This is a genomic window from Thermus caldilimi (assembly GCF_004684245.1).
GTDB lineage: Bacteria > Deinococcota > Deinococci > Deinococcales > Thermaceae > Thermus > Thermus caldilimi.
Genome location: NZ_CP038452.1, coordinates 68,560 through 90,765 on the forward strand (window position 1 = coordinate 68,560; position 22,206 = coordinate 90,765).

27 protein-coding genes and 1 tRNA gene are annotated in these 22,206 nt (G+C 65.1%); 16 read left to right on the forward strand and 12 right to left on the reverse strand.

Features of this window, described 5'->3' with window-relative positions:
- Window positions 1-25: 25 nt before the first annotated feature.
- The 3 genes from EBI04_RS00330 to EBI04_RS13095 are packed head-to-tail and all read right to left on the reverse strand — an operon-like array spanning window position 26 to window position 2,107.
- A complete protein-coding gene (locus EBI04_RS00330; protein WP_135255556.1) occupies window positions 26-412 on the reverse strand; it encodes a nuclear transport factor 2 family protein in 387 nt (128 codons plus the stop codon).
- Between the two features lie 3 nt (window positions 413-415).
- Window positions 416-1,960 carry an acyl-CoA mutase large subunit family protein gene (locus tag EBI04_RS00335; RefSeq protein ID WP_135255557.1) on the reverse strand — a complete coding sequence of 515 codons (1,545 nt, stop codon included), beginning with the start codon at window positions 1,958-1,960 and terminating at the stop codon, window positions 416-418.
- A gap of 9 nt (window positions 1,961-1,969) precedes the next feature.
- Window positions 1,970-2,107 carry a hypothetical protein gene (locus tag EBI04_RS13095; RefSeq protein ID WP_167481842.1) on the reverse strand — a complete coding sequence of 46 codons (138 nt, stop codon included), beginning with the start codon at window positions 2,105-2,107 and terminating at the stop codon, window positions 1,970-1,972.
- A gap of 103 nt (window positions 2,108-2,210) precedes the next feature.
- Here EBI04_RS13095 and EBI04_RS00340 point away from each other — a divergent pair, with 103 nt between their 5' ends.
- From EBI04_RS00340 to EBI04_RS00380, 9 genes are read left to right on the forward strand one after another with little or no spacing between them, the layout of a single operon-like run.
- A complete protein-coding gene (locus tag EBI04_RS00340) occupies window positions 2,211-2,519 on the forward strand; it encodes a winged helix-turn-helix transcriptional regulator (RefSeq protein WP_135255558.1) in 309 nt (102 codons plus the stop codon).
- Window positions 2,516-3,319, forward strand: coding sequence for a septum site-determining protein MinD (gene minD / locus EBI04_RS00345; protein WP_135255559.1), 804 nt, complete (start codon window positions 2,516-2,518; stop codon window positions 3,317-3,319). The genes EBI04_RS00340 and minD overlap by 4 nt, the downstream gene beginning before the upstream one ends.
- Window positions 3,319-3,537 carry a cell division topological specificity factor MinE gene (gene minE / locus EBI04_RS00350; RefSeq protein WP_015716659.1) on the forward strand — a complete coding sequence of 73 codons (219 nt, stop codon included), beginning with the start codon at window positions 3,319-3,321 and terminating at the stop codon, window positions 3,535-3,537. The genes minD and minE overlap by 1 nt, the downstream gene beginning before the upstream one ends.
- A gap of 6 nt (window positions 3,538-3,543) precedes the next feature.
- Window positions 3,544-4,623, forward strand: a complete 1,080-nt coding sequence (gene rodA / locus EBI04_RS00355; protein WP_135255560.1) for a rod shape-determining protein RodA — start codon at window positions 3,544-3,546, stop codon at window positions 4,621-4,623.
- 40 nt (window positions 4,624-4,663) lie between these two features.
- Window positions 4,664-5,734, forward strand: coding sequence for an ABC transporter ATP-binding protein (locus EBI04_RS00360; RefSeq protein ID WP_167481843.1), 1,071 nt, complete (start codon window positions 4,664-4,666; stop codon window positions 5,732-5,734).
- Window positions 5,727-6,587 carry an ABC transporter permease gene (locus tag EBI04_RS00365; RefSeq protein ID WP_135255562.1) on the forward strand — a complete coding sequence of 287 codons (861 nt, stop codon included), beginning with the start codon at window positions 5,727-5,729 and terminating at the stop codon, window positions 6,585-6,587. The genes EBI04_RS00360 and EBI04_RS00365 overlap by 8 nt, the downstream gene beginning before the upstream one ends.
- Entirely contained in the window at window positions 6,584-7,363 is a 780-nt protein-coding gene (locus EBI04_RS00370; RefSeq protein ID WP_135255563.1) for an ABC transporter permease, read from the forward strand. The genes EBI04_RS00365 and EBI04_RS00370 overlap by 4 nt, the downstream gene beginning before the upstream one ends.
- Window positions 7,360-8,418, forward strand: coding sequence for a polyamine ABC transporter substrate-binding protein (locus EBI04_RS00375; protein ID WP_135255564.1), 1,059 nt, complete (start codon window positions 7,360-7,362; stop codon window positions 8,416-8,418). Before EBI04_RS00370 ends, EBI04_RS00375 begins: the two co-directional genes overlap by 4 nt.
- 35 nt (window positions 8,419-8,453) lie before the next feature.
- Window positions 8,454-8,846 (forward strand): c-type cytochrome, encoded by a 393-nt coding sequence (locus EBI04_RS00380; protein WP_135255565.1) that lies wholly within the window; start codon window positions 8,454-8,456, stop codon window positions 8,844-8,846.
- Here the strand turns inward: EBI04_RS00380 and ilvD are convergent.
- Genes ilvD through leuC form a run of 7 tightly spaced genes read right to left on the reverse strand, consistent with a single transcriptional unit; the run spans window position 8,843 to window position 15,371 of the window.
- Window positions 8,843-10,513 carry a dihydroxy-acid dehydratase gene (gene ilvD, locus EBI04_RS00385; RefSeq protein ID WP_135255566.1) on the reverse strand — a complete coding sequence of 557 codons (1,671 nt, stop codon included), beginning with the start codon at window positions 10,511-10,513 and terminating at the stop codon, window positions 8,843-8,845. The genes EBI04_RS00380 and ilvD overlap by 4 nt on opposite strands.
- The gene (locus tag EBI04_RS00390; RefSeq protein WP_135255567.1) at window positions 10,510-11,244 is read right to left on the reverse strand and encodes an SDR family NAD(P)-dependent oxidoreductase; all 735 of its coding nucleotides are present in this window, start codon (window positions 11,242-11,244) and stop codon (window positions 10,510-10,512) included. Before EBI04_RS00390 ends, ilvD begins: the two co-directional genes overlap by 4 nt.
- Window positions 11,241-11,774 (reverse strand): Uma2 family endonuclease, encoded by a 534-nt coding sequence (locus EBI04_RS00395; protein ID WP_135255568.1) that lies wholly within the window; start codon window positions 11,772-11,774, stop codon window positions 11,241-11,243. The genes EBI04_RS00390 and EBI04_RS00395 overlap by 4 nt, the downstream gene beginning before the upstream one ends.
- Window positions 11,771-12,310: a Uma2 family endonuclease gene (locus EBI04_RS00400; protein ID WP_135255569.1), complete on the reverse strand. Its 540-nt coding sequence runs from the start codon at window positions 12,308-12,310 to the stop codon at window positions 11,771-11,773. Before EBI04_RS00400 ends, EBI04_RS00395 begins: the two co-directional genes overlap by 4 nt.
- A 5-nt stretch (window positions 12,311-12,315) precedes the next feature.
- Complete coding sequence (gene leuB / locus EBI04_RS00405; protein ID WP_135255570.1) at window positions 12,316-13,353, reverse strand: 3-isopropylmalate dehydrogenase; 1,038 nt, start codon at window positions 13,351-13,353, stop codon at window positions 12,316-12,318.
- Window positions 13,350-13,955: a 3-isopropylmalate dehydratase small subunit gene (leuD, locus tag EBI04_RS00410; RefSeq protein ID WP_135255571.1), complete on the reverse strand. Its 606-nt coding sequence runs from the start codon at window positions 13,953-13,955 to the stop codon at window positions 13,350-13,352. The genes leuB and leuD overlap by 4 nt, the downstream gene beginning before the upstream one ends.
- 3 nt (window positions 13,956-13,958) lie before the next feature.
- A complete protein-coding gene (gene leuC / locus EBI04_RS00415; protein WP_135255572.1) occupies window positions 13,959-15,371 on the reverse strand; it encodes a 3-isopropylmalate dehydratase large subunit in 1,413 nt (470 codons plus the stop codon).
- Window positions 15,372-15,539: 168 nt separating this feature from the next.
- Here leuC and EBI04_RS00420 point away from each other — a divergent pair, with 168 nt between their 5' ends.
- The 4 genes from EBI04_RS00420 to EBI04_RS00435 all read left to right on the forward strand — a co-directional run bounded on the left by EBI04_RS00420 (window position 15,540) and on the right by EBI04_RS00435 (window position 17,922).
- Window positions 15,540-16,010 (forward strand): DUF1640 domain-containing protein, encoded by a 471-nt coding sequence (locus EBI04_RS00420; RefSeq protein ID WP_135255573.1) that lies wholly within the window; start codon window positions 15,540-15,542, stop codon window positions 16,008-16,010.
- A 45-nt stretch (window positions 16,011-16,055) separates the two neighbouring features.
- A tRNA-Leu gene (locus EBI04_RS00425) sits at window positions 16,056-16,142 on the forward strand.
- A gap of 41 nt (window positions 16,143-16,183) precedes the next feature.
- Window positions 16,184-17,197, forward strand: coding sequence for a tryptophan--tRNA ligase (gene trpS / locus EBI04_RS00430; protein WP_135255574.1), 1,014 nt, complete (start codon window positions 16,184-16,186; stop codon window positions 17,195-17,197).
- Window positions 17,194-17,922 carry a chromosome segregation protein ScpA gene (locus tag EBI04_RS00435; RefSeq protein ID WP_240695326.1) on the forward strand — a complete coding sequence of 243 codons (729 nt, stop codon included), beginning with the start codon at window positions 17,194-17,196 and terminating at the stop codon, window positions 17,920-17,922. The genes trpS and EBI04_RS00435 overlap by 4 nt, the downstream gene beginning before the upstream one ends.
- A 329-nt stretch (window positions 17,923-18,251) precedes the next feature.
- Here EBI04_RS00435 and EBI04_RS13695 read toward each other — a convergent pair whose 3' ends face one another.
- The gene (locus EBI04_RS13695) at window positions 18,252-18,587 is read right to left on the reverse strand and encodes a glycosyltransferase family 4 protein (RefSeq protein ID WP_276605486.1); all 336 of its coding nucleotides are present in this window, start codon (window positions 18,585-18,587) and stop codon (window positions 18,252-18,254) included.
- A complete protein-coding gene (locus tag EBI04_RS13700; protein WP_276605487.1) occupies window positions 18,575-18,814 on the reverse strand; it encodes a glycosyltransferase in 240 nt (79 codons plus the stop codon). Before EBI04_RS13700 ends, EBI04_RS13695 begins: the two co-directional genes overlap by 13 nt.
- A gap of 151 nt (window positions 18,815-18,965) precedes the next feature.
- On the opposite strand from EBI04_RS13700, the gene EBI04_RS00445 reads away from it, so the two are divergent.
- Genes EBI04_RS00445 through EBI04_RS00455 form a run of 3 tightly spaced genes read left to right on the forward strand, consistent with a single transcriptional unit; the run spans window position 18,966 to window position 22,204 of the window.
- Complete coding sequence (locus EBI04_RS00445) at window positions 18,966-19,889, forward strand: glycosyltransferase (protein WP_240695327.1); 924 nt, start codon at window positions 18,966-18,968, stop codon at window positions 19,887-19,889.
- On the forward strand, window positions 19,864-20,820 hold the full coding sequence (locus EBI04_RS00450; protein WP_135255576.1) for a glycosyltransferase family 2 protein: 957 nt from the start codon (window positions 19,864-19,866) through the stop codon (window positions 20,818-20,820). The genes EBI04_RS00445 and EBI04_RS00450 overlap by 26 nt, the downstream gene beginning before the upstream one ends.
- Before the next feature lie 7 nt (window positions 20,821-20,827).
- Window positions 20,828-22,204 (forward strand): oligosaccharide flippase family protein, encoded by a 1,377-nt coding sequence (locus tag EBI04_RS00455; RefSeq protein WP_135255577.1) that lies wholly within the window; start codon window positions 20,828-20,830, stop codon window positions 22,202-22,204.
- Window positions 22,205-22,206: the final 2 nt, after the last annotated feature.

Here is a 22,206-nt window from a genome sequence, read left to right on the forward strand (position 1 = left end):
GGCGAGAGCCGGGCGGGGACCTAGGCTATCCGGCCGGGCTCTTGTGCACGTGCACCACCTTCCAGCCCTCGGGGAAGCGCACCGCCACCCGGCTTTCGTTCACCGCCCGGTGCTTTAGCCCCCCTTCCGCCTCCACGGTGAGGAGCAGGGTGTAGGTGAAGATGGCCACCTCCCCGTAGCGCTGGAGGCGCTTTTCCAGGAGGTCTAAACGGTGAGGCCTTCCCGAGGTGGCCCAGTTGTGCTCGATCATGAAGCGGTGGAAGGCCAGGCCATCCAGGCGGTGGGGGGTCACGAACCACTCGTAAAGGGAAAGGTCGGGGTGGGTGGTGGCCTCATAGGTGGCCCAGTCCCCTTGGTAGATGCTGGTCAGGTGTTTTTCCAAAAACTCCCAAAGCTGGGCCTCGGTTTCCATGCCTTACCTCCCCGGCTGATACTCCCCCCACTCCTCCCTGAGCACCCCGCAGACCTCCCCTAGGGTGGCCCGGCGGCGGAAGGCCTCCAGCACGTAGGGGAAAAGGTTCTCGCTTCCCCGGGCCGCCTGGCGGAGGTTTTCCAGGCCGAGCCGGACGCTTTCCCCGTCCCGCCCGGCTTTGAAGGCGGCCAGCTCCCGCTTGCGCCGTTCGTGGAGCTCGGGGTCGATGCGCTGCACCGGGGTGGGCTCGTTCAGGGGGCTCTGGGGATCGGTGAAGCGGTTCACCCCCACGATGACCCGCTTGCCCTCCTCCACCTCCTTCTGGAACTGCCAGGCGGACTCCTCGATGGCCCGGCTGAAGTACCCCGCCTCCACCGCGGCCACCGCGCCCCCCAGGGCGTCGATCTCGGCGATGAGCCTTTCCGCCTCCCGCTCCAGCTCATCGGTGAGGTGTTCCACGTAGAAGCTTCCCCCCAAGGGGTCCACCGCCCGGGTGACCCCGCTTTCAAAGGCCAGGATCTGCTGGGTGCGGAGGGCGAGAAGGGCGCTTTTCTCCGTGGGGAGGCCCAGGGCCTCGTCGTAGGCGTTGGTGTGGAGGCTTTGAGTGCCCCCGAGCACCGCCGCCAGGGCCTGGTAGGCGGTGCGCACCACGTTGTTCAGGGGCTCCTGGGCGGTGAGGGTGGAGCCTCCCGTTTGCGTGTGGAAGCGGAGCATCCAGCTTCTCGGGTCCTTGGCCCCGAACTCCTCCCGCATGATGCGGGCCCAAAGCCTCCTGGCGGCCCGGAACTTGGCCGCCTCCTCAAAGATGTCCCCGTGGGCGGCGAAGAAGAAGGAAAGCCTAGGGGCAAACTCGTCCACCTTGAGGTCCCGTTCCAGGGCCGCCTTCACGTAGGCCTTGCCGTCCGCCAGGGTGAAGGCGATCTCCTGGGCGGCGGTGGCCCCCGCCTCGCGGATGTGGTAGCCGGAGATGGAGATGGTGTTCCACTTGGGCACCCGCTGGGCGCAGAACTCAAAGATATCGGTTACCAGACGCATGGAAGGGCCCGGAGGGTAGATGTAGGTGCCCCGGGCGAAGTACTCCTTGAGGATGTCGTTTTGCACGGTGCCCGAGACCTTGTCCCAAGGTACCCCCTGCTCCTCCGCCACCAGGAGGTAGAGGGCCAGGAGCATCATGGCGGGGGCGTTGATGGTCATGCTGGTGGAGACCCGGTCCAGGGGGATGCCGTCAAAGAGTTTGCGCATGTCCTCGAGGGTGGCGATGGACACCCCCACCCGGCCCACCTCCCCCACGCTCATGGGATGGTCGGGGTCCAGGCCCAGCTGGGTGGGGAGGTCGAAGGCCACGCTGAGGCCCGTCTGGCCCTGGGCGAGGAGGTATCGGTAGCGGGCGTTGGACTCCTCCGCGGTGGAGAAGCCCGCGTACTGCCGCATGGTCCAGAGCCTGTCCAGGTACATCCGGGGGTAGATGCCCCGGGTAAAGGGGTACTCCCCGGGGCGGCCAAGCCTTTCCCGGTAGCCTTCGGGTAGGGACTCAAAGAGACCTTCCATGCCTTAGTTTTACAGGAAAACGCGGACCAGGAGGAGGAAGAGGAATAGCACCCCGAGCACCAGGAAAAGGGGCGGCAACAGGAGGCTGTAGACCGCCAGCACGAGGGCTAGGAAGTCCTTCCAGTCGGGTGGGATGCTGTCCTTCATCCTCCCCTAGCATATTCTTTCCCGAGGCCCAAGGCTACCTTTGGCTTTGGCATCCATGGCTTTACCGGTACATAGCTATACCGTTTTTTGCTAGCATTGGGCCATGGCCCTGTCCAAGAACACCCGCAAGGTGCTCAAGGTGCTGGCACGGCGCGGGGCACCCGAGGTGCTCTTCGCCTTAAGCCGGGGAACCTCCCGCTTCTCCGACCTGGAGTCCTTCCTGGGCCTTTCCCCCCGCACCTTGGCGGAGCGGCTTCGGGAGCTTAACCTCTTGGGCTTCGTGCAGCGGCAGGCTTACCCCGAGGTTCCCCCCCGGGTAGAATACCTCTTGACCCCGCGGGGCAAGCGGGTTTTGGATTTCCTGAGCGAATTGGATGAGATATTGGATACGGTGCAGGAGGGGAAGCGGTGAAAGCGAAAGCCATCGTGGTGACGTCGGGTAAGGGCGGGGTGGGGAAGACCACCACCACCGCCAACCTGGGGGCGGCCTTGGCCAAACTAGGGGAGAAGGTGGTGGTGGTGGACGTGGACGTGGGCCTCAGGAACCTGGATGTGGTCATGGGCCTCGAGGGGCGGGTGGTCTTTGACTTGATCGACGTGCTGGAGGGGCGGGCCAAGGTGCGCCAGGCCTTGATCCGGGATAAGCGCATAGAAAACCTCTTCCTCCTCCCTGCCTCCCAGACCAAGGACAAGGAGGCCCTGGACCCCGCAAAGTTCCGGGAGTTGGTCCACCAGCTTTTGACGGAGGAGGGGTTTGACCGGGTGCTCATCGACTCCCCTGCCGGCATCGAGAAGGGTTTCCAGACCGCTGCCACCCCGGCGGAAGGGGCCTTGGTGGTGGTGAACCCGGAGGTTTCCAGTGTGCGCGACGCCGACCGCATCATCGGCCTCCTCGAGGCACGGGAGATCCGGGAGAACTACCTGGTCATCAACCGCCTAAGGCCCAGGATGGTGGCCCGGGGGGATATGCTCTCCGTAGAGGACGTGGTGGAGATCCTGGGGCTTAAGCCCATCGGCATCATCCCGGAGGACGAGCAGGTGCTCATTTCCACCAACCAGGGCGAGCCTCTGGTGCTGAAGGGGACCAGCCCCGCCGCCATCGCCTACATGGACACCGCCCGCCGCCTTAAGGGCGAGGAGGTGCCCTTCCGCAACCTGGAGGAGGCCCAGGGGCTGTTTTCGGTGATCCGCAGGCTCTTCGGAGGTCGCTGATGTGGTGGCGCAAACGGAGCAAGGAGAAGGCCAAGGAGAGGCTCAAGCTGGTCTTGGCCTACGACCGGGCCAAGCTTTCCCCGGGCCTGGTGGAGAGCCTGAAGCGGGACCTTCTGGAGGTGTTGCGCCGCTACTTCCCCGCCCAGGAGGAGGTCAATGTGGCCCTGGAGGAGCGGGGGGAGAAGATGGTGTTGATTGCCGATATCCCCTTGCGGTAGCCGCACATGGTTCTAAGGCGTCCGAACCTTCTGGCCTACGACTGGGGTTTAATCCTCCTGACCCTGGCCATAACCGTTCTGGGTTTGTTTAACCTCCGAAGCGCCGCCCCGGACCCGGGCCTCCTGAACCGCCAGCTTGTGGCCTTTCTCCTGGGCCTCCTCCTGGCGGTGGGGGTTCAGTTCTTTTCCCGCCGCACCGTCTTCGCCTTGGCCTACCCCCTTTACGCCCTTTCCCTTCTCCTTTTGGTGACCGTCTTGGCCGTCGGCCGGGAGATCAACGGGGCCAAGGCCTGGTTTGTGCTGGGCCCCGTGCAGTTCCAGCCCCTGGAGCTGGCCAAGCTGGGCTTGATCCTGGCCTTGTCCCGGCTCCTCGAGGGCCGGGAGGTGCGGCGGGTGTGGGATTATGTTCTGCCCGGGCTCCTGACGGCCCCCGTGATCCTCCTCCTCCTCCTCCAGCCGGATTTGGGGGGGAGCCTGGTGGTGCTCTTCGGCGTCTTTGCCATCTTGTTCGTGCGGGGCCTGCCCTGGAAGCACATCTTGGTGGGCCTTCTCGCCCTGGTCATCCTGGTACCCACCGTGGTCTGGCCCAACCTCAAGCCCTACCAGCGGGAGCGGGTCCTCATCGTTTTGGATCCCTACCGGGATCCCCTGGGCCAGGGCTTCCAGGTGATCCAGTCCACCATCGCCATCGGCTCGGGAGGACTCTTCGGCAAGGGGTATGGCCAGGGTACCCAGACCCAGCTGGGCTTCGTTCCCTTCCGCCACACGGACTTCGTCTTCGCCGTCTTTGCCGAGGAGTGGGGGTTTGTGGGCTCCGTGGCCCTCCTGGGGCTTTACGCCCTCCTTCTGGTGCGCCTTCTTAGCATGGCCCTGGAGTGTCCCCGCCTCTCCGACCGCCTCTTCCTGGCCGGGGTAGGGGGGATGCTGGGCTTCCAGGTGCTGGTGAACCTGGGGGTGGCGTTGGGGGTGATGCCGGTGACCGGGTTGACCCTTCCCCTTTTTTCCTACGGGGGTTCCAGCCTTGTGGCCACCCTGCTCTCCTTGGGTCTGGTCCTTTTGGTGCACCGGGACCGGGCGGCTCCCTAAAGGCTTGAGCCTGGGAGCCACTCCCCCTAAACTGGGCCCCGTGGCCGGGGAAGTGCTGGTTCGCCTCTTGGGGGTGCGGAAGGGTTTTGTCGGGGTGGTGGCCTTGGATGGCGTGGACCTCGAGGTCAAGCGGGGAGAGTTCTTCAGCCTTTTGGGGCCCTCGGGCTGCGGCAAGACCACCCTCCTCAGGCTTCTCGCCGGGTTTGACACCCCGGATGCGGGGCGGATCGAGATCGCCGGGAAGGACATGACCGGGGTTCCCCCCTACGCCCGCCCCGTGAACACCGTCTTTCAGAACTACGCCCTTTTTCCCCACATGACCGTGGAGGGAAACGTGGCCTTTGGCCTCCGCATGAAGGGGCTTCCCGCAGGGGAGGTTCGCAAAAAGGTGGCCTGGGCCCTGGAGCTGGTGGATCTCCTGGGCCTGGAGAAACGCTACCCCCGGGAGCTTTCCGGGGGGCAGAAGCAGCGGGTGGCCTTGGCCCGGGCCCTGGTGCTGGAGCCCGAGGTGCTCCTTTTGGACGAGCCCCTTTCCGCCTTGGACCTGAAGCTCCGCCAGGAGCTTAGGGTGGAGCTCATGCAGCTTCAGCGGAGGCTTGGCACCACCTTCATCTTCGTTACCCACGACCAGGAGGAGGCCTTGGTCATGTCCGACCGGATTGCGGTGATGCGCTCGGGGAGGGTTGAGCAGGTGGGCCTTCCCGACGAGGTCTACGAGCGGCCCAAAAACCGCTTCGTGGCGGATTTCCTCGGCCGTTCCAACTTCCTCTCCGCAAGGCCCCACCCAAAAGGGGCGGAAACCCCCCTTGGGATTTTGCGCCTGAAGGAGCCCCTTTCGCAGGAAGCCCACCTGGTGATCCGGCCGGAGAAGATCCGCCTTTACCCGGTGGGCAACGGGGCTCCTGCCCGGGAAAACCTGGTGCGGGCCAGGGTGGAGGAGATCGTCTACACGGGAGCGGAGAACCAGTACTACCTGCGGGCGGGGGAGGTGCGGCTTCTGGCCTATACCCTGAACCAGGACCTGCAGGAGCCTGGGGCCGAGGAGTTCACCTACGGGGAGGAGGTGTTCTGCTACCTTCCCCCGGAGAACCTGGTGGTGATCCATGAATGAGGCGGCTACTCCCTGGCAACGCGCCCTCCGGGTCCTGGTTACCGTGGGCCCTGGGGGCCTTTGGCTTTTGGTCTTCGTCCTTCTTCCCACCCTTTTGGTCCTTATGGCCTCCTTCCTCACCCGGGGGCCCTATGGGGAGCTTAGCGGGCCCTGGGGCTTCCACAACTACGCCAAGCTCCTCCACCCCGTCTACCTCGAGGCCTTCGCCCAAAGCCTTCTTGTGGGGGTCCTGGCCACCTTGATCTCTGCCTTGCTGGGTTATCCCCTGGCCTTCTACATCGCCCGCCATCCCCAGCGGGACCTCCTCCTTTTCCTTCTCCTCCTTCCCTTTCTCACCAACTTCCTGATCCGGGTCTACGCCTGGCTGGTGCTGTTGCAACGGGAAGGCCTGGTGAACGCCCTTCTTGGGACCTTCGTCCTGGGGCCCCTGGTCCTGTATCCCTCCTTCTTCGCCGTGCTCTTGGCCACGGTGTACACCTTTCTGCCCTTTTTCGTCCTGCCGGTGTACGCCAGCGTGGAGCGCCTCGACTGGCAGCTCTTGGAGGCGGCCTACGACCTGGGGGCTAGGCCTGTTAAGGCTTTCTTGCATGCGGTCTTGCCCCAAACCTACCCCGGGCTTTTTGCGGGAAGCGTCTTGGTCTTCATCCCCGCCATGGGCACCTTCGTGGTGGCGGACCTCCTGGGGGCGGGGCGGGTAGTTCTGATCGGGAACCTCATCCAACAGCAGTTCGGCATCACCCGGGACTGGGCCTTTGGGGCTGCTCTAAGCGTGTTCTTGATGGGGTTTGTGCTCCTTTCCCTCTACCTCTACGCCCGCCTGCAGGGGGAAAGGGGCCTAAAGGACCTGGTATGAGAAGGCTCCTTACCCTCCACGCCCTCCTCGTCTACCTCTTCCTCTACCTACCCATTCTGGTCATCGTGGCCCTCTCCTTCAACGAAAGCCGCCGGGGGGTGCGCTTTACCGGCTTCACCCTGGACTGGTACCGGGCCCTTTTCCAAGACCCCAGGGTGCTGGAGTACTTCCTGAATACCCTCCTGGTGGCCTTCTTCTCCACCCTGGTGGCCACGGTTTTGGGGACGCTTTTGGCCGTGGGCCTTGTCCGCTACCGCTTTCCCGGCAAAGGCTTCCTCTCCTACCTCCTTTACATCCCCGTGGTGGTGCCCGATGTGGTCATGGGGGTGTCCCTTCTCCTCCTCTTCGCCCTGGCCCGGGAGGTTTTGGGGTTTCCCCGCCTTTCCCTCCTCACGGTGACCCTGGGACACATCACCTTCCAGGTGGCCTTCGTGACCCTGGTGGTGCGCTCCCGCCTGCTTCTCCTGGACCCGGCCCTGGAGGAGGCCGCCCGCGACCTGGGGGCCCGGGGCTGGCAGACCTTCTGGCACGTGACCCTGCCCCTGGCCTGGCCGGGGGTGGCGGCGGGGGCGCTCCTCGCCCTCACCCTCTCCCTGGATGACTTCGTGGTCACCTTCTTCACCGCCGGTCCCGGGGCCACCACCCTTCCCCTTTACATCTATTCCAGTGTGAAGCTAGGGGTGAGCCCCAAGGTGCACGCCCTTTCCACCCTGATCATCGGCCTTAGCGCCCTCTTCCTGGCCTTGGGGTATGCTTTAACCCGGAGGAGGGTATGAAGCGTTGGGGCATTCTGCTTTTGGTTCTGGCCCTGGTGGTCGTGGGGTTCCTCCTTTTGCGGCCGAGGCCGGCTTCCCAGGCCGGCGGGACCCTCTACTTCCTCAACTGGGCGGACTACATTCCCGAGGAGCTCCTAAAGAAGTTTGAGGCGCAAACCGGGGCTAAAGTGGTCCTGGACACCTTCGAGTCCCCCGAGGCCATGCTGGCCAAGCTGAAGGCGGGGGCGGACCGGGAGTTCTCCCTGGTGGTAGCCCCCGACTACTACGTGCTCCAGATGGCCCGGGAGGGGCTCCTTGCTTCCCTGGAGAAGGGAAGACTTAAGAACCTGGCCAACCTGGATCCCTTCTTCCTGAACCCCCCCTATGACCCTGGCCTCCAGTACTCCGTTCCCTACCTCTGGGGCACCACGGGCCTGGCCTACCGGGGGGATTTGGTGAAGGGTCCGGTGGATTCCTTCGCCGTCTTCTTTGACCCTGCCAGGCAGGTGGGGCCCTTCCTCCTTCTGGACGAGATGCGGGAGACCATCGGGGCGGCCTTGAAGTACCTGGGCTACTCGGTGAACACCACGGATCCTAAGGCCCTGGAGAAGGCCAAGGAACTTCTCCTCGAGGCCAAGGGCCGCTCCGTGGGCTTCGCCGGGGGTGTGGAGGCCTTGAACCGCATCCTGGCGGGGGATGCCGCCCTCACCCTGGCCTACTCCGGGGATGTGCTCCAGGCCAGACGGGAGGATGAGAGGCTTCACTATGTCATTCCCAAGGAAGGCGGCACCCTTTGGACCGACGCCATGGTGGTCTTAAAAAGGGGTCCCGGCCAGGATCTCGCCTACCGCTTCATCGACTTTTTGCTGGAACCGGAAAACGCCGCCGCCTTAGCGGAGTACACCCGCTACGCCACCCCCGTGGCCAAGGCCCTTCCCCTTCTTCCCGAGGAGATGCGCCGGGATCCCACGGTTTTTCCCCCGGAAGAGGTGCGGGCCAAGCTTGAGTACCTCAAGGACCTGGGGCCGGACATCGCCCTTTACGACCGGGTCTGGACCGAGGTAAAGGCCCGCTAAAGGCCCTACAGGTCAGGGCCCCCTATACTGGTTTCATGAAGCGGCTCTTGCCCCTCCTCTTCCTTCTGGGCTTGGGGGCGGCCCTGGCCCAGGGGACGGAAGGGCTTTGGGCCAAGACCTGCGCCGTCTGCCATGGGGAGAAGGCCCAGGGGGTGCGCCCCTACCCCGGCCTTCAGGGGCTGGGCCCCTTTTTCGCCACCCCGGAGGGCCGGCGGTACCTGGTCCTGGTGGTCCTCTACGGCAAGAAGGGGGAGGCCGGGCTCATGCCCGGCTTCGCCCAGCTCAAGGACGACGAGCTTGCCGCTTTATTGAACCACCTAAAGGCCCTTCTCCAGGCCAAGGGAGACCCCTTCACCCCGGAGGAGATACGTAAGGGGCGAGGCTTGAACCTCACCCCCGATGCGGTCAAGCGGCCGGAGAAACCCTAGGCCTCGGGGTCCTTCAGCACTGCTCCTTGGTCCGCCTGCTCCACCAAGGCGGCGTAGCGGGCAAAGAGGCCGTGGCGGAAGGCGGGGGGCCTGGGTTGCCAGCGCTCCTGCCGCCTCCTCAGCTCCTCTTCGGGTAGGAGCACCTCCAAAAGGCGCTTCGCCACATCAATCCGCACCCGGTCCCCGTCCTCCAGAAGGGCGATGGGCCCTCCCACGAAGGCCTCGGGGGCGATGTGGCCGATCATGAGGCCGCGGGTGCCGCCGGAGAAGCGGCCGTCGGTGAGGAGGGCCACCTCGGGGCCCAGGCCCTCCCCCACGAGGGCGCTGGTGACGGAAAGCATCTCGGGCATCCCGGGAGCGCCCTTGGGGCCCACGTAGCGGATCACCACCACGTCACCGGGGCGGATCTCCTTGGCCAGCACCTTTTCCATGGCGGCTTCCTCGGAGTCGAAGACCCGGGCCGGGCCCTCGAAGTAGGTGCGCTCGGTGCCGGCCAGCTTCAAGACTGCCCCCCTCGGGGCCAGGTTCCCCTTGAGGACCACCAGGCCCCCTTGGGGCTTCAGGGCCTGTTCCACGGGGAAGACCACCTGCTGGCCTGGGCTTTCCCGGTAGGCCCGTTCCACCTCCTCGGCCAAGGTGTTGCCGGTGAGGGTCCTCTCCTCCCCGTAAAGAAGCCCTGCCTCCAGGAGCTTTTGGAAGACCAGGGCGGTGCCCCCGGCCTCGTAAAGCTCCCAGGCGGTGTAGGTACCCCAGGGGAGGAGGTCGGCGATCACCGGGGTTTTCCGGGAAACCTGGTCAAAGTCGTCCAGGCTCAGCTCCACCCCCACCTCCCGGGCGATGGCCAGGAGGTGGAGCACGGCGTTGGTGCTCCCCCCGGTGGCGGCCACGGCGGCGATGGCGTTGAGGAAGCTTCTGCGGGTGAGGAAATCCTGGGGTTTCCAGTTTCGCTCTATGGCCCGGGCCAGGATGTGGCCCGCCTCCCGGGTGGCCTTGGGCTTTTCCGGGTGCACGGCGGGGATGGCGTTGTAGCCGATGGGGGAGAGGCCGAGGGCCTCGAGGGCCATGGCCATGGTGTTGGCGGTGTACTGGCCGCCGCAGGCCCCGGGGCCGGGGATGGCGTGCCGCTCGATCTCCAAAAGCTCCTCGTCCGTGATCTTCCCCGCGGCCCGCTGCCCCACCGCCTCGAACACGGAGACGATGGTGAGCTTCCTGCCCCGCCACTCCCCGGGGGCGATGGTGCCGCCGTAGAGGACCACGCCGGGAACCCCACTGCGGATCACCCCCATGGCCCCGCCGGGGATGGTCTTGTCGCAGGCGGAGAGGACCACCATCCCGTCGTAGAGGTAGCCCTGGGCCACCAGTTCCACGCTGTCGGCGATCACCTCCCGGCTTATGAGGCTCGCCCGCATCCCGGGGGTGCCCATGCTGATGCCATCGGAGATGGCAGGGGCCCCGAACTCAAAGGGGAAGGCCCCGGCCTCCCTAAGCCCCGCCTTCACGTCCAGGGCCAGCTGGCGGAGGTGGTAGTTGCAGGGCATGCCGTCGGTGAAGGTGTTCACCACCCCCACGAAGGGCCTCTGGAAGTCCTCATCCCCCACGCCCACCGCCCGGAGCATGGAGCGGGCGGGGGCCTGTTGCAGTCCCTTTTTGATGCGGTCGGATCTCATGCGTCCCTCCAGGATGCGATCTTTCCATGGAACTGGCGCGCCTTGGGCAGAAGGCGCACCAGGGCCTGGGCCGCCTCCTTGGGGCTTAGGAGGCGGCCCTCCTCCTTGTACCCGCGGAAAACCTGGTGCAGCACGGGGGCAGCGCTCCCCTGGGCCTCCCGGGCCTGGCGCTGCATCTCCGTCTCCACCACCCCGGGGCGGTAGACGAAGCAGGCCACCTCCGGCACCTCCGCGGCCAGCTGCCGGGCCAGGTGCTCCTCCGCGGCCTTGGCCACCGCGTAGGCCCCGATCCCGGGAAGGTTGGACTCTGCGGCCCCGGAGCCCACGTAAATGGCCACCCCTTCCCCTTTTGGCCGCAGGAGGGGGTAGGCGAAGCGGGCGAGCTGGTAGCCCGCCAGGAGGTTGGCCTCCAGCACCTCCAGGAAAAGCGGCTCCGCCATCTCGTAGATCCAAGGCCCCGGGTGCAGGACCCCGGCGTTGTGGACGTAGCCGTAAAAGTCCCCAAGCCCCTCGGCCTTCCGCACCAGGGCTTCCGCCACCTGGGCCTTCCCGGCGCTCCCCGCCACCCACTCCGCCCTGGCCCCTAGGGCACGAACCTCCTCGGCTACCTCCTTTAAGGGCCCTTCCGAGCGGGCGTTCAGCACCAGGTCGTAACCCGCCTGAGCCAGCTCCAGGGCCAGGGCCCGGCCGATGCCGCGGCTTGCCCCGGTGAGGATCAGGGTTTTCCTCATAGGAGTTCCTCCACGGGGATCTCCACCCCCATAAAGGCCAGAGTGTCCTGGGGTCCCAGGGTTCTGACCTCCTTATAGCCTCCCTCCCTGGGCTCTCTGTGCACCAGAAACCGCCCGCCTTCCAGGTCTACCACCCAGACCTCGGGCACGCCCCCTTTGACGTAAAGGGGTACCTTCACCTCAAGGTCGTAGCGGAAGGAGGTTTCCGCCACTTCCACCACCAATAATGCGTCTTCTGCCGTGGGTAGCCCCTCCTCGTAGAAGTCGGACCGGGGTTGCAGGAGGGCGAGATCGGGGTAGAGCTCCGAGCCCCCCACCACCAGGGGGTTTTGCACGAAGAGGATGGCCTTGTGGGGCACGAGGGGGCTAAAGAGGGCGGTGAGCCTGGCCACTTTGGCGGCGTGGCGTTTTCCAATGGGACTCATCTCCAGCAGCTCTCCTTCCACCAGTTCCAGCCTCAGGTCCTCGGGAAAAACCCCGGCCTCCACCATGCGGTGGAACTCTTCCAGGGAGATCCGGTGGCGGGTCATGGCAGGACCTCCTTCACGGGTACCCTGAGCCCCAGGACCTCCAGCTCGCCCCCCTCGAGGGCCTCCCGCTCCCCATAGCCCTCCCCGGCGGGCTTGCGGAAGACGTGCACCCGGTCCCGGGCCAGGTCCACCACCCAGACCTCCGGCACCCCGGCCTGGGCGTAGAGGGGCACCTTGACGTTCAGGTCGTAGTCCAGGGAGGTGTCCGCCACCTCCACCACCAGGAGGGCATCCCGGGCCTCGGGAACCTTGTCCCGGTAGAAGTCTTCCCGGTGGGCGAGGAGAACGAGGTCGGGTTGGGGTTCGCTTTCCGGGGAAAGCCTCAGGGGGTCCTGAACCTGCAGAAGGGCTTTCCTCGCCTGTTGCAGGGGAAAGAGCAGGTCCATAAGCCGCTTAACCGCCGCCATGTGGCGCTTGCCTACCGGGCTCATGGTGACGATCTCTCCCTCTACCAGCTCCACCCGGGCGTCCTCGGGGAGGATGCCGGCCTCGTGCATGCGGTGGAAGTCCTCAGTGGTGAAGCGGTGGCGGAGCATTTCCCCTATTGTAGACGGCGGAGGACCTCCTCCGTGAAGGCCTCCGTGCCCGCGCTTCCTCCCAGGTCGGGCGGAGGGGTTTCCCGCAAGGCACTCGCCACGGCCTCCTCCACCCGCCGGGCGAGCTCCACCAGGCCAAAGGCGTGCTCCAGCATCATGGCCGCCGAGAGGATGGCGGCGGTGGGGTTGGCCACCCCTTTCCCGGCGATGTCCGGGGCGGAGCCGTGCACCGGCTCAAACACCGGGGTGCCCCGCCCCAAGGAGGCGGAGGGGAGAAGCCCCAGGGAGCCGGGCAGCACCGAGGCCAGGTCGGAGAGGATGTCCCCGAAGAGGTTCCCCGTCACCACCACGTCGAAGCGTATCGGGTTCTTCACCAGGTGCATGGCCATGGCGTCCACGTACTGGTGCTCCAAGGCCACGTCGGGATAGCTCTGGTGGACGTCCTCCACGGTCTTCCGCCAGAACTCCCCCACCTCCAAGACGTTGGCCTTGTCCACGCTCACCACGTGCTTCCGGCGCTTCCTCGCCGCCTCAAAGGCCACCTGGGCCACCCGCTCCACCTCGAGGCGGGCGTAGCGCTCCGTGTTCCAGGCCTCGGCCTCGGACATCCCCCGGGGCTCCCCGAAGTAGATCCCCCCGGTGAGCTCCCGTACGATGAGCACATCCACCCCGCGGGCGATCTCCTCCTTGAGGGGGGAAAGCCGTTCCAGGCCAGGGAAGACCTTGGCCGGGCGCAGGTTGGCGAAGAGGTCCTGGCTTTTCCTTAGGGCGAGAAGCCCGGTTTCCGGGCGGATCTTGCGGGGGAGGTGGTCCCACCTGGGCCCCCCCACGCTCCCCAAGAGCACCGCCTGGGCCCTTTCCACTCCCTGGCGGGTTACCTCAGGGAAGGGTTCCCCGAACTGGTCTATGGCCGCCCCGCCAAAGGGGTAGACCTCGTAGGCGAGGCCCAGGCCGTGGGCCTCGTCCAGGGCGCAAAGCACCTTCAGGGCCGCTTCCGTCACCTCGGGGCCGATCCCATCCCCCGGAAGGACCGCAATCCTCATTCCGACCTCCTGGGGTAGGGAAGGCGACGGTCGAACTCGTCCAGAAGCTCTCCCGCCTGCAATAGCTCCCCGATGGGGTCCCAAAGCCCTGCCACCAGGGCTTCCCGGGCCTCCTCAGGGATGAAGAGAGGAGCCACCCGCCCTCCAAAGCGTACCTCCTTGTTCACTAAGTCCACCTCTACCTCCAAGCTGGGATCCTCCTCCACCGCCTGGAAGAGGACCGCTAGATCCTCAGGGGAGAGGATCACGCAGGGAAGGCCAATGGCGGTGGCGTTGCCGAAGAAGATCTCGGCGAAGCTCTCCCCGATGATGGTCCTAAACCCTGCTCGCTTGATGGCCTGAGGGGCGTGCTCCCGGCTGGAGCCGGAGCCAAAGCCCGCCTCCACCAGGAGGATGCTGGCCCCCTGGTACCTGGGGTCGTTCAAGGGATGGGGCTTGGGCTGGCCCTTTTCGTCAAACCGCTCGTCGTAGAAGAGGTACTGGCCCAGCCCCTCAAAGGTGAGCACCTTCATGAAGCGGGCGGGGATGATGCGGTCCGTGTCGATGTCCTCGCCCCTTAAGGGCACTGCCCTACCGCGGATGGTGGTGAACCTTTCCAGCATGGCTTACCTCCCGATCCCAAACACTTCCCGGGCGTCGGCGATCTCGCCCGCCACCGCCGCCGCCGCCACCATAAGGGGGCTCATGAGCACCGTGCGCCCCCTGGGGCTTCCCATGCGCCCCTTGTAGTTGCGGTTGGAGGAGCTGGCGGCCAGTTCGTCCCCTTCGAGGCGGTCCGGGTTCATGGCCAGGCACATGGAGCACCCGGGGTTCCGCCACTCAAACCCCGCTTCCTGGAAAATCTCGGCGATGCCCTCTTCCTCCGCCTTCTTGGCCACCCACTCCGAGCCCGGCACCACCAGGGCCCGCACCCCCTTCTTCACCTTGTGGCCCTTGAGGAAGCGGGCTACCTCGCGAAGGTCGGAAAGCCTGGCGTTGGTACAGCTTCCGATGAAGGCCACCTGGATGGGCACCCCCTTGATGGGCTGCCCCGGCCTCAGGCCCATGTAGGCCAGGGCTTCCTCGGCCACGGGGCGCTCTTCAAGGGAAAGCTCCTCCAAAAGGGGAATCCTCCCGTCTATGGGCACCGCCTGCCCCGGGTTGATGCCCCAGGTGACCGTGGGGGGGATGTCCTCCGCCCGGAAGGTGACCACGTCGTCATAGTGGGCGTCCGGATCCGAAGCAAAGCTCCGCCAGCGCCGCTTGGCCTCCTCCCACTCGGCTCCCTTGGGGCTATAGTGGCGGCCTTCCAGGTAGGCGAAGGTGGTTTCGTCGGGGTTCACATACCCGATGCGGGCCCCGCCCTCGATGGACATGTTGCAAAGGGTCATGCGGCTTTCCATGTCCATGGCCTCCACCGCGCTTCCCCCGTACTCGTAGGCGTAGCCCAACCCTCCCTTCACCCCCAGGTGGCGGATGATGTGGAGGATCACGTCCTTGGCGTAGACCCCGGGAGAAAGCTTCCCTTCGATGTTGATGCGCCGCACCTTCAGCTTCTGGGCCGCCAGGGTCTGGGTGGCGAGGACGTCCCGCACCTGGCTGGTGCCGATGCCGAAGGCCACGGCCCCGAAGGCCCCGTGGGTGGAGGTGTGGGAATCCCCGCAGGCGATGGTCATGCCGGGTTGGGTTAAGCCCAGCTGGGGGCCGATCACGTGCACGATGCCCTGGTTCCCGCTTCCCAGGTCAAAGAAGGTTATCCCATGCTCCCTTGTGTTTTGCCTAAGGGCCTCCAGCATGCTCTGGGCCAGAGGATCCTGGAAGGGCTCGGTGCGGTCGTGGGTGGGGACGATGTGGTCCACGGTGGCGAAGGTGCGGTGGGGGTAGCGTACCTTAAGGCCGAGGTCCCTCAGCATCCCGAAGGCTTGGGGACTGGTGACCTCGTGCAGGAGGTGGAGGTCTATGAAAAGCTGGCTTTGCCCGCTTCGGAGCTTCCTGACCTCGTGCGCCTCCCAGACTTTCTCGTAAAGCGTTTTTCCCATGCTCCCTCCCTTACAAAAATCCCCCGGGTTTTGGGCCCGGGGGAAGGCAACGGGGCTTCCCTAAGCCGGGCCCGCCCGGCCTAGGTCTAGCAGGATGCCCCGCCGCATTGCCCTATAGCCTACGCTGCCTTTGCCTTAGGGTCAAGGGCTATGCTAGCCTGAAGGCAGATGACCACCGAGGAGCGGCTTTACAAGCTGGAGGGAATCGTGGAAGGGGTGATGGCCACCCTTCCGGAGCGGATTACCTCCCTGGAAAACCGCATGGACCTCCTGCGCCAGGAGATCAAGGGCGACATAGTGGGCTTGCGCCAAGAGCTTAAGGGCGAGGTGGTGGCCTTGCGCCAGGAATTCAAGGCGGAGATGGCCGCCTTACGCCAGGAGTTCAAGGCGGACATGGCCGCCTTACGCCAGGAGCTCAAGGGAGACATGGCCACCCTTCGCCAGGAGCTCAAGGGAGACATGGCCGCCTTACGTCAGGAGCTCGAGGGCAATATGGCCTCTTTACGCCAAGAGCTCAAGGAGGACATGGTTTCCTTGCGCCAGGAGCTCAAGGGGGACATCAATACCGCCTTAAACCGCCTTATGCTCTACTTCAGCGCCCTGGCGGTGATCCTGGCCCTCCTCACCCTTTGGCGCTAGGGCTTGACGGGAAAAGGGCCCTTCCGTACAATGACCCTTGCGTCTGCCGGGGTGGCGGAATTGGTAGACGCGCACGATTCAGGGTCGTGTGTCCTTGCGGACGTGCGGGTTCAAGTCCCGCCCCCGGCACCAGGAGGCCCCGCTTATGCGGGGTTTTTGCTATTCTTAAGGGCATGACGCGGGTTCTTTCCGGCATCCAGCCCTCGGGGGAGATCCACATCGGCAACTACCTGGGGGCCATCAAGCAGTGGGTGGAACTAGGGGAGAGGTTGGGCCGGGAGGCCTTCTTCTGCATCGTGGACTACCACGCCCTCACCAACCCCCTGGCCTACGACCCTAGCACCTTGGCCCAGCGTACCTTTGAGGCCGCCCTGGTGAACATGGCGGCGGGCCTTAACCCGGAAAAGGTCACCCTCTTCGTCCAGTCCCACGTGCCCGAGCACACGGAGCTTTCCTGGGTCTTCACCACCATCACCCCCCTGGGAGACCTCACCCGCATGACCCAGTTCAAGGACAAGGCCGCCAAGCAGGAGGCGGTCTGGAGCGGTCTCCTCATGTACCCAGTGCTGCAAGCGGCGGACATCCTCATCTACAAGGCGGACACCGTCCCCGTGGGGGAAGACCAGGTGCAGCACATCGAGCTCACCCGGGAGATCGCAAGGCGCTTCAACGCCCTTTTCGGGGAAACCTTCCCCGAGCCCGAAGCCCTTCTTAACCCCGAGGCCCCCAGGGTGCCGGGCATCGACGGCAAGGCCAAGATGAGCAAGTCCCTGGGGAACACCATCGGGCTTCTGGAGGACGAAAGGAGCATCTGGGAGAAGATCCGCCACCTCCCCGACGACCCCCAGAGGATCCGCCTTGCAGACCCCGGGGACCCGGAGCGCACCATCGTCTTCACCTACCTCTCCTACTTCGCCCCCAAGGAGCTGGTGGAGGCCCTGAAGGAGGAGTACCGCAGGGCGGGCATCGGCACCCTGGTGGTGAAGCGGATCCTCTTCGAGGAGATGATGAAGGTCCTCCGCCCCATCCGCGAGCGGGCTGAGGAGCTCAAAAAGCACCCCGACTACGTGATGGATGCCCTCTTGGAAGGGGCCAAGCGGGCCCGGGCGGTGGCCCAGGCCACCATGGAAGAGGTGCGGGAGAAGGTGGGGCTCCTTCTCCCCACGAAGCGCCCGGTGTACCGGTGATTCGGCTGGAGTTCCCCGGGTTTTCCGGTACACCACAGGAGCTGAGGGAAGCCCTGAGGCGGGGGCGGGTTTCCCCCAGGGCCTTGCCCGTGCTTTCCATCGTGGAGCAGGCTCTTTCCCAGGTTCCCGAGGACCTGAGGGCAAGGAGCGAACTCCTCCCCATCCTGGCGGAGTTGCTGGTCCTTAAGCTTTCCCCGGAAAAGGCCCTTACCCCAAGGGAGGAAGGGGAGGAGGCTCCTTTGGTGCGGGTGCTTTTGGATTTTTCGGATACCGTGGCCTTTCTGGAGGAGCGGCTTAGAAAGCGCTCTCGGCTGATTCCTGTTCCCCCTCCTCCCTTACCCAGGCCCGCCCTGCGGCTTCCCCCCAGGGTCCTGGCCGAAGCGGCAAGGCCTTTCAGGAGGGCGATCCTGGCCTTAACCCCGGAGAGCTTTGGCCTCGTGGAGGCCTGGGCTCGGCTTCAGGGCTTCTTGAAAGGGCGCCTTCCCTTCCACCTTCTTCCCTTAAGAACCTGGCAGGAGAAGGCCATGGGCTTCGCCGCTCTCCTGGAGGCCTATCGGCTCGGGCGGGTAGGGCTGGAGCAGGAGGAGAACTTTGGCCCCCTTTGGGTGGAGGCGGCACAGGGTGGGTCCGGGGGGTTATCCGAGCAGGGAAGCGGTGATCCAGCCGCAGAGGCGATAGACAATTTTCCTGAAGCGTTCAGGGGAAATCTCTCCAAGCTTGTATAAGAGCTTTTCTTCCACTACAGCAAGGCGGCTTAAGCGCACCACACTGAACCGTTTGAGCCCTGTGGGGGGAAAGTCTGGGTCTCGTTCGTGGATGACCTCGACCAGTCCGTGCACGGCCTGGTGCATTTGGCTGGAGATCATGTAGCCCCTTAAGTTTTTCACCGCCGTGGATACCTGGCCTGGGAAGAGGCCCAGCCCGAGTGGCACGAGCTGGTGGAGGGGGTGCCCTACGCTATGACTAGGGCCACCTTCTTCTATCCCGACCTCATGCTGGTCTGTTTCGGTGCTCCTCCCCACACCCGGAGGAACGGGTTTTAGGGTGTATAGCCCTAGACCGGGGGCTTGTGGCTTGCTTGGAGGAGGCGGTAGAGGTCAAAGGTGCGCTCCACCATTCCCTCTAGGCCCCACTTCCCCGTCCAGGCGTACCCCCTCTCCGCCAGCCTCCCGGCCAGGGAAGGCTCCCGCAACACCGCTTTCAAGGCCTCGGCTAAGGCCTCGGGGCTCCCGTCCTCGGCCACCAGGGCCAGCCCTTCCGCCCTAAGCCAGGGGCCAAGGCCGGGCGTGGGGGCGCTCACCACGGGCACCCCCAGGGCGAGGGCCTCGAGGACCACATACGGTATCCCCTCGTAGGCGCTGGTGAGGAGGAGGGCATCTAAGGCAGGCAAGAAGGTTCTAGCCTCCCGCCCCCCAGGAAATGCACCCGCTCCCCCAGGCCCAAGGCTTCCACTTGGGCCTCCACCTTCTCCCGCAAGGGGCCATCCCCCACCACCGCCAGGCGGGTTTGGGGAAGCTCCTTGGCAAGAAGGGCGAAACGGGTGGAAAGGTTCTTCCTGCCGGGCCTATCTCTGCACCTCGTCCCGTCAGGCCCAAGGCGGAATCCAAGATGTGGCACCTACCTCATTCCCCCAATGCAGAAGCCTTGCCCCCTATAATCGCCTCAGGAGGTCATGGATACCCTCACCCGCCCTCGATTTGGCGAAGAAAGGCCCAAAGTCATTGCGATTTCCGTCACGTATGGCAATCGCTTTTCCTTAGCGCAACGTATGGTTGCAGCGGCTCTTCGGGCGGGAGTGAGCGCTGTCGTTCTTGTGGACAACGCATCTGAAGATCCCAGCGCTCGAGCCCTTAAAGAGCTCGAACGAAACCTGGATGGAGCTCTTATCGTTCTCCGCCAGGAGGAGAACCGGGGTTCGGCAGGTGGGTACGCCACAGGTATCCTGCACGCCGTCAAAGAGGGGGCGGAGTTCCTGTGGCTCCTGGACGACGACAACGCTTCCCTACCCGATGCCCTAGAGCGCCTTTGGTCGGCTTACCTTTACCTAGGAGCGGATCCCCGCAATGTGCTTTTCAGCCACCGCCTGGCTCCGGCTTTTGGCAAAGACCAACCCGCAAAAGCCCCTATCTCCCTACGCCCCAACGCCTTTCTCAACTTCCATTTCCTCAATGTTCTACCGTACCTTCTACGGCGGGTTTCCTGGATTGGCCAGAAGGGAAACGTAGGAAGCTCCTTTCCCATTCAGGCCGTGGACCACGCCCTCTACGGGGGCCTTTTCTTCCACCGCTTTTGGGTAGAGAAGATCGGGCTCCCCAGGGAGGACTTCTTCGTGTACGTGGACGATCTGGAATACACCCTGCGCTTTGCCCAGGCAGGGGGGCGGCTGTACCTCTGTGCCCTCTCCCGCATCGAGGATCTCCAGCCCAGCTGGAACCACAAGGGGAATCCCTGGCTGGCCCCCGATGCGGACGAAAAACGGCTTTTCTACATTGTGCGCAACGGCATTTGGCTGAGTAAACGGCGGGCCACCTTTCTCCCCTTTTTCCTGGCGAACCTGGGGCTCTTCCTGGGTTTTCTCACTTTGAGCGCCATGAGGCATCGGGTTAGACCAGCCCTTTTCGCAAGGAGATTGGGCCTTTTTTGGCGGGCTTTTCAGGAGGGATGGCATGGGCGCTTGGGAAAGATCCGCTGAAGGGGAAGCCAAAGGGGTAGCCCTTGTGGTCCCTACCCGCAATGCCGGTCCTCGATGGGACAGGTGGCTGGAAGCTTTTCGCCAGCAGACCCTTAGGCCGGAGCGCCTGGTACTTCTCGACTCGGGTTCCACCGATGGAACCCCAGAAAAAGCCCAGAAGTACGGCTTTGAGGTCTGGAATGTCCCCCCTGGGGCTTTCGATCACGGGGGAACCCGTCAAATGGCCCTTGAAGCCTTGACGGATGCCCGGATCCTGGTCTACATGACCCAGGATGCGGTGCTGGCTTCCCCCGAGGCCCTTGAGAAACTCCTTCAAGCCTTCGCTGATCCCAAGGTGGGGGCGGCCTACGGGCGGCAACTTCCCCGTCCTGGAGCCCGCCCCTCGGAGGCCCACCTGCGGCATTTCAACTACCCCCCCACCCCCTCGGTGAGCGACTTGGAGGTTGCCAAGACCAGGGGCCTGAAGGCCGCTTTTCTCTCCAACAGCTTTGCCGCCTACCGCCGCACAGCCCTAGAGGGCGTGGGAGGCTTTCCCCGAAGGATCGTCATGGGGGAGGATGCCGTGGCCGGGGCAAAGCTCCTCCTGGGGGGATGGAGGATCGCCTACCAAGCTGAGGCCATGGTCTACCATTCCCACGGGTACACCCCTTGGCAGGAGTTCCGCCGCTACTTTGACATCGGAGCCTTCCACGCCCAGGAGTCCTGGATGCTGGAACGTCTGGGCAAGCCGGAGGGTGAGGGTCTGCGCTACGTGCGCTCGGAGCTTGCCTTCCTCTGGCGGAACGCTCCCTTGGCTATACCCGAGGCCCTTCTCCGTCTGCCCCTCAAGTACCTGGGCTACCGCCTGGGGCGGAAGCAGGCCCGCCTGCCCCTTTGGCTCAAGCGGCGGCTTAGCGCCAACCCCGCCTTCTGGAACGGGAAGGGAGGCTAGGGGGGCCTTGCGGGAAGAGGTTTCCAGGGGAGGGGCTTTCCTGGCCCTGAGGCAAGGCGTTGGGGCCCTTCTGGGGGCCTTGAGCTTGCTCCTGGTGGCTAGGGTCATTGGCCCTGAAGCCTACGGCACCTTTGCCTTGGGGCTCGCTACGGGGCAGTTTGTCCACACCGCCCTGGGGCTTGGCCTGGGGGCCTACCTCGTCCGTGCCCCTACCGCAGGGGAACGCCACCGGGATACCGCTTTTGTCTACCTGCTCCTGGGGGCCGCACTCTCCTTGACCTTAGCCCCCCTTCTGGCCCTGATCACGGTACAGGTGGCCCGCCTGGACCCTGGGGCTTTTTGGTCCCTGACCCTGCTTTACGCCGCCCTTCCCCTGCAACTCCTAGGGGGGTTGCCCCTGAGCTTCCTGGAGAGACGGCTGGACTACCGCTTCGTGGCCTTGGGGGAGAACCTCTCCCAGTTTCTTGGCCTCCTGGTGGCCGCCCCGCTGGCCCATGCGGGCTTGGGTGCCCTGGCCCCCACCTTGGGCTTCCTGACCCAGCAGGGGGTTTTGGCCGCTCTCGCCTGGTGGCGGTTAGGGGAGCAGCCCCGAGCCGCTTGGGATAGAGAGGTCTTCCGGGAGATGGCCTGGCTGGGGGTAGCCTATTCCCTGAACGCCTGGCTGGCCCAAGCCCGCCTGCCCGTAGCTCTGGCCCTGGTGGGAAGGGCTCTGGGAGCTGAGGCCGTGGGCTCCTTAGCCCTTGCCCTGCGGCTGGTGGAGTACGCTACCCTCTTCAAGGTCGCAGTCCAGCGGGTTTCCCTAGCGGTTCTGGGGCGCCTTCAAGCAGAACCTTCCCGCTTTCTCCGAGCCCTGGAGGAGGCCACCCTTTTGCAGACCCTAGCCATCTGGCCTCCCCTCCTGCTTCTGGTGGCCCTTTTCCCCTGGTTAGGCCCCCTCCTCTTTCCCGAGTGGAGGGCGCTAGAGGAGCTCCTCCCCCTCCTTGGGGTTGCCCAGCTCCTCGGCACCCCCTCGGCTTTCCTGAGCCTCGCCCTGGCGGCTTTAGGGCGTGGATGGGATCTGGTGCTAGGCACCGCCTTTTCCGTGGGCTTTTCTCTCCTGGGTTACATCTTCTTCCTGCCCCGGATGGGGTGGGGGGCTGTGGGGGTGGCGGAAGCGGCTACGGCCCTGGGCTTTCCCTTCCTCTATCGGGCGGTAGCTGGGGCGGTCGGGCACCCCTGCTACCGCCTGGTCCTAGGCTGGACCCTTGTGGGGGCTTTGAGCGTGGCCTATCCCCTTTTGGGCCCCCTGGCCCTGGTGCCCTTGGGGATCTGGCTTTTTCTCCCGGCCTCGAGGCCCACCTGGGGGATGCTCCTCCGCCTTATCGCCCCCCTGTGGCGGCGGTAACC

Bases quoted from the DNA above. Each gene is read 5' to 3' on its own strand.
- EBI04_RS00330 (WP_135255556.1), bottom strand. From the start codon at position 412: ATGGAAACCGAGGCCCAGCTTTGGGAGTTTTTGGAAAAACACCTGACC.
- EBI04_RS00335 (WP_135255557.1), bottom strand. From the start codon at position 1,960: ATGGAAGGTCTCTTTGAGTCCCTACCCGAAGGCTACCGGGAAAGGCTT.
- EBI04_RS13095 (WP_167481842.1), bottom strand. From the start codon at position 2,107: ATGAAGGACAGCATCCCACCCGACTGGAAGGACTTCCTAGCCCTCGTG.
- EBI04_RS00340 (WP_135255558.1), top strand. From the start codon at position 2,211: ATGGCCCTGTCCAAGAACACCCGCAAGGTGCTCAAGGTGCTGGCACGG.
- minE (WP_015716659.1), top strand. From the start codon at position 3,319: ATGTGGTGGCGCAAACGGAGCAAGGAGAAGGCCAAGGAGAGGCTCAAG.
- rodA (WP_135255560.1), top strand. From the start codon at position 3,544: ATGGTTCTAAGGCGTCCGAACCTTCTGGCCTACGACTGGGGTTTAATC.
- EBI04_RS00365 (WP_135255562.1), top strand. From the start codon at position 5,727: ATGAATGAGGCGGCTACTCCCTGGCAACGCGCCCTCCGGGTCCTGGTT.
- EBI04_RS00370 (WP_135255563.1), top strand. From the start codon at position 6,584: ATGAGAAGGCTCCTTACCCTCCACGCCCTCCTCGTCTACCTCTTCCTC.
- EBI04_RS00375 (WP_135255564.1), top strand. From the start codon at position 7,360: ATGAAGCGTTGGGGCATTCTGCTTTTGGTTCTGGCCCTGGTGGTCGTG.
- EBI04_RS00380 (WP_135255565.1), top strand. From the start codon at position 8,454: ATGAAGCGGCTCTTGCCCCTCCTCTTCCTTCTGGGCTTGGGGGCGGCC.
- ilvD (WP_135255566.1), bottom strand. From the start codon at position 10,513: ATGAGATCCGACCGCATCAAAAAGGGACTGCAACAGGCCCCCGCCCGC.
- EBI04_RS00390 (WP_135255567.1), bottom strand. From the start codon at position 11,244: ATGAGGAAAACCCTGATCCTCACCGGGGCAAGCCGCGGCATCGGCCGG.
- EBI04_RS00395 (WP_135255568.1), bottom strand. From the start codon at position 11,774: ATGACCCGCCACCGGATCTCCCTGGAAGAGTTCCACCGCATGGTGGAG.
- EBI04_RS00400 (WP_135255569.1), bottom strand. From the start codon at position 12,310: ATGCTCCGCCACCGCTTCACCACTGAGGACTTCCACCGCATGCACGAG.
- leuB (WP_135255570.1), bottom strand. From the start codon at position 13,353: ATGAGGATTGCGGTCCTTCCGGGGGATGGGATCGGCCCCGAGGTGACG.
- leuD (WP_135255571.1), bottom strand. From the start codon at position 13,955: ATGCTGGAAAGGTTCACCACCATCCGCGGTAGGGCAGTGCCCTTAAGG.
- leuC (WP_135255572.1), bottom strand. From the start codon at position 15,371: ATGGGAAAAACGCTTTACGAGAAAGTCTGGGAGGCGCACGAGGTCAGG.
- EBI04_RS00420 (WP_135255573.1), top strand. From the start codon at position 15,540: ATGACCACCGAGGAGCGGCTTTACAAGCTGGAGGGAATCGTGGAAGGG.
- trpS (WP_135255574.1), top strand. From the start codon at position 16,184: ATGACGCGGGTTCTTTCCGGCATCCAGCCCTCGGGGGAGATCCACATC.
- EBI04_RS00445 (WP_240695327.1), top strand. From the start codon at position 18,966: ATGGTTGCAGCGGCTCTTCGGGCGGGAGTGAGCGCTGTCGTTCTTGTG.
- EBI04_RS00450 (WP_135255576.1), top strand. From the start codon at position 19,864: ATGGGCGCTTGGGAAAGATCCGCTGAAGGGGAAGCCAAAGGGGTAGCC.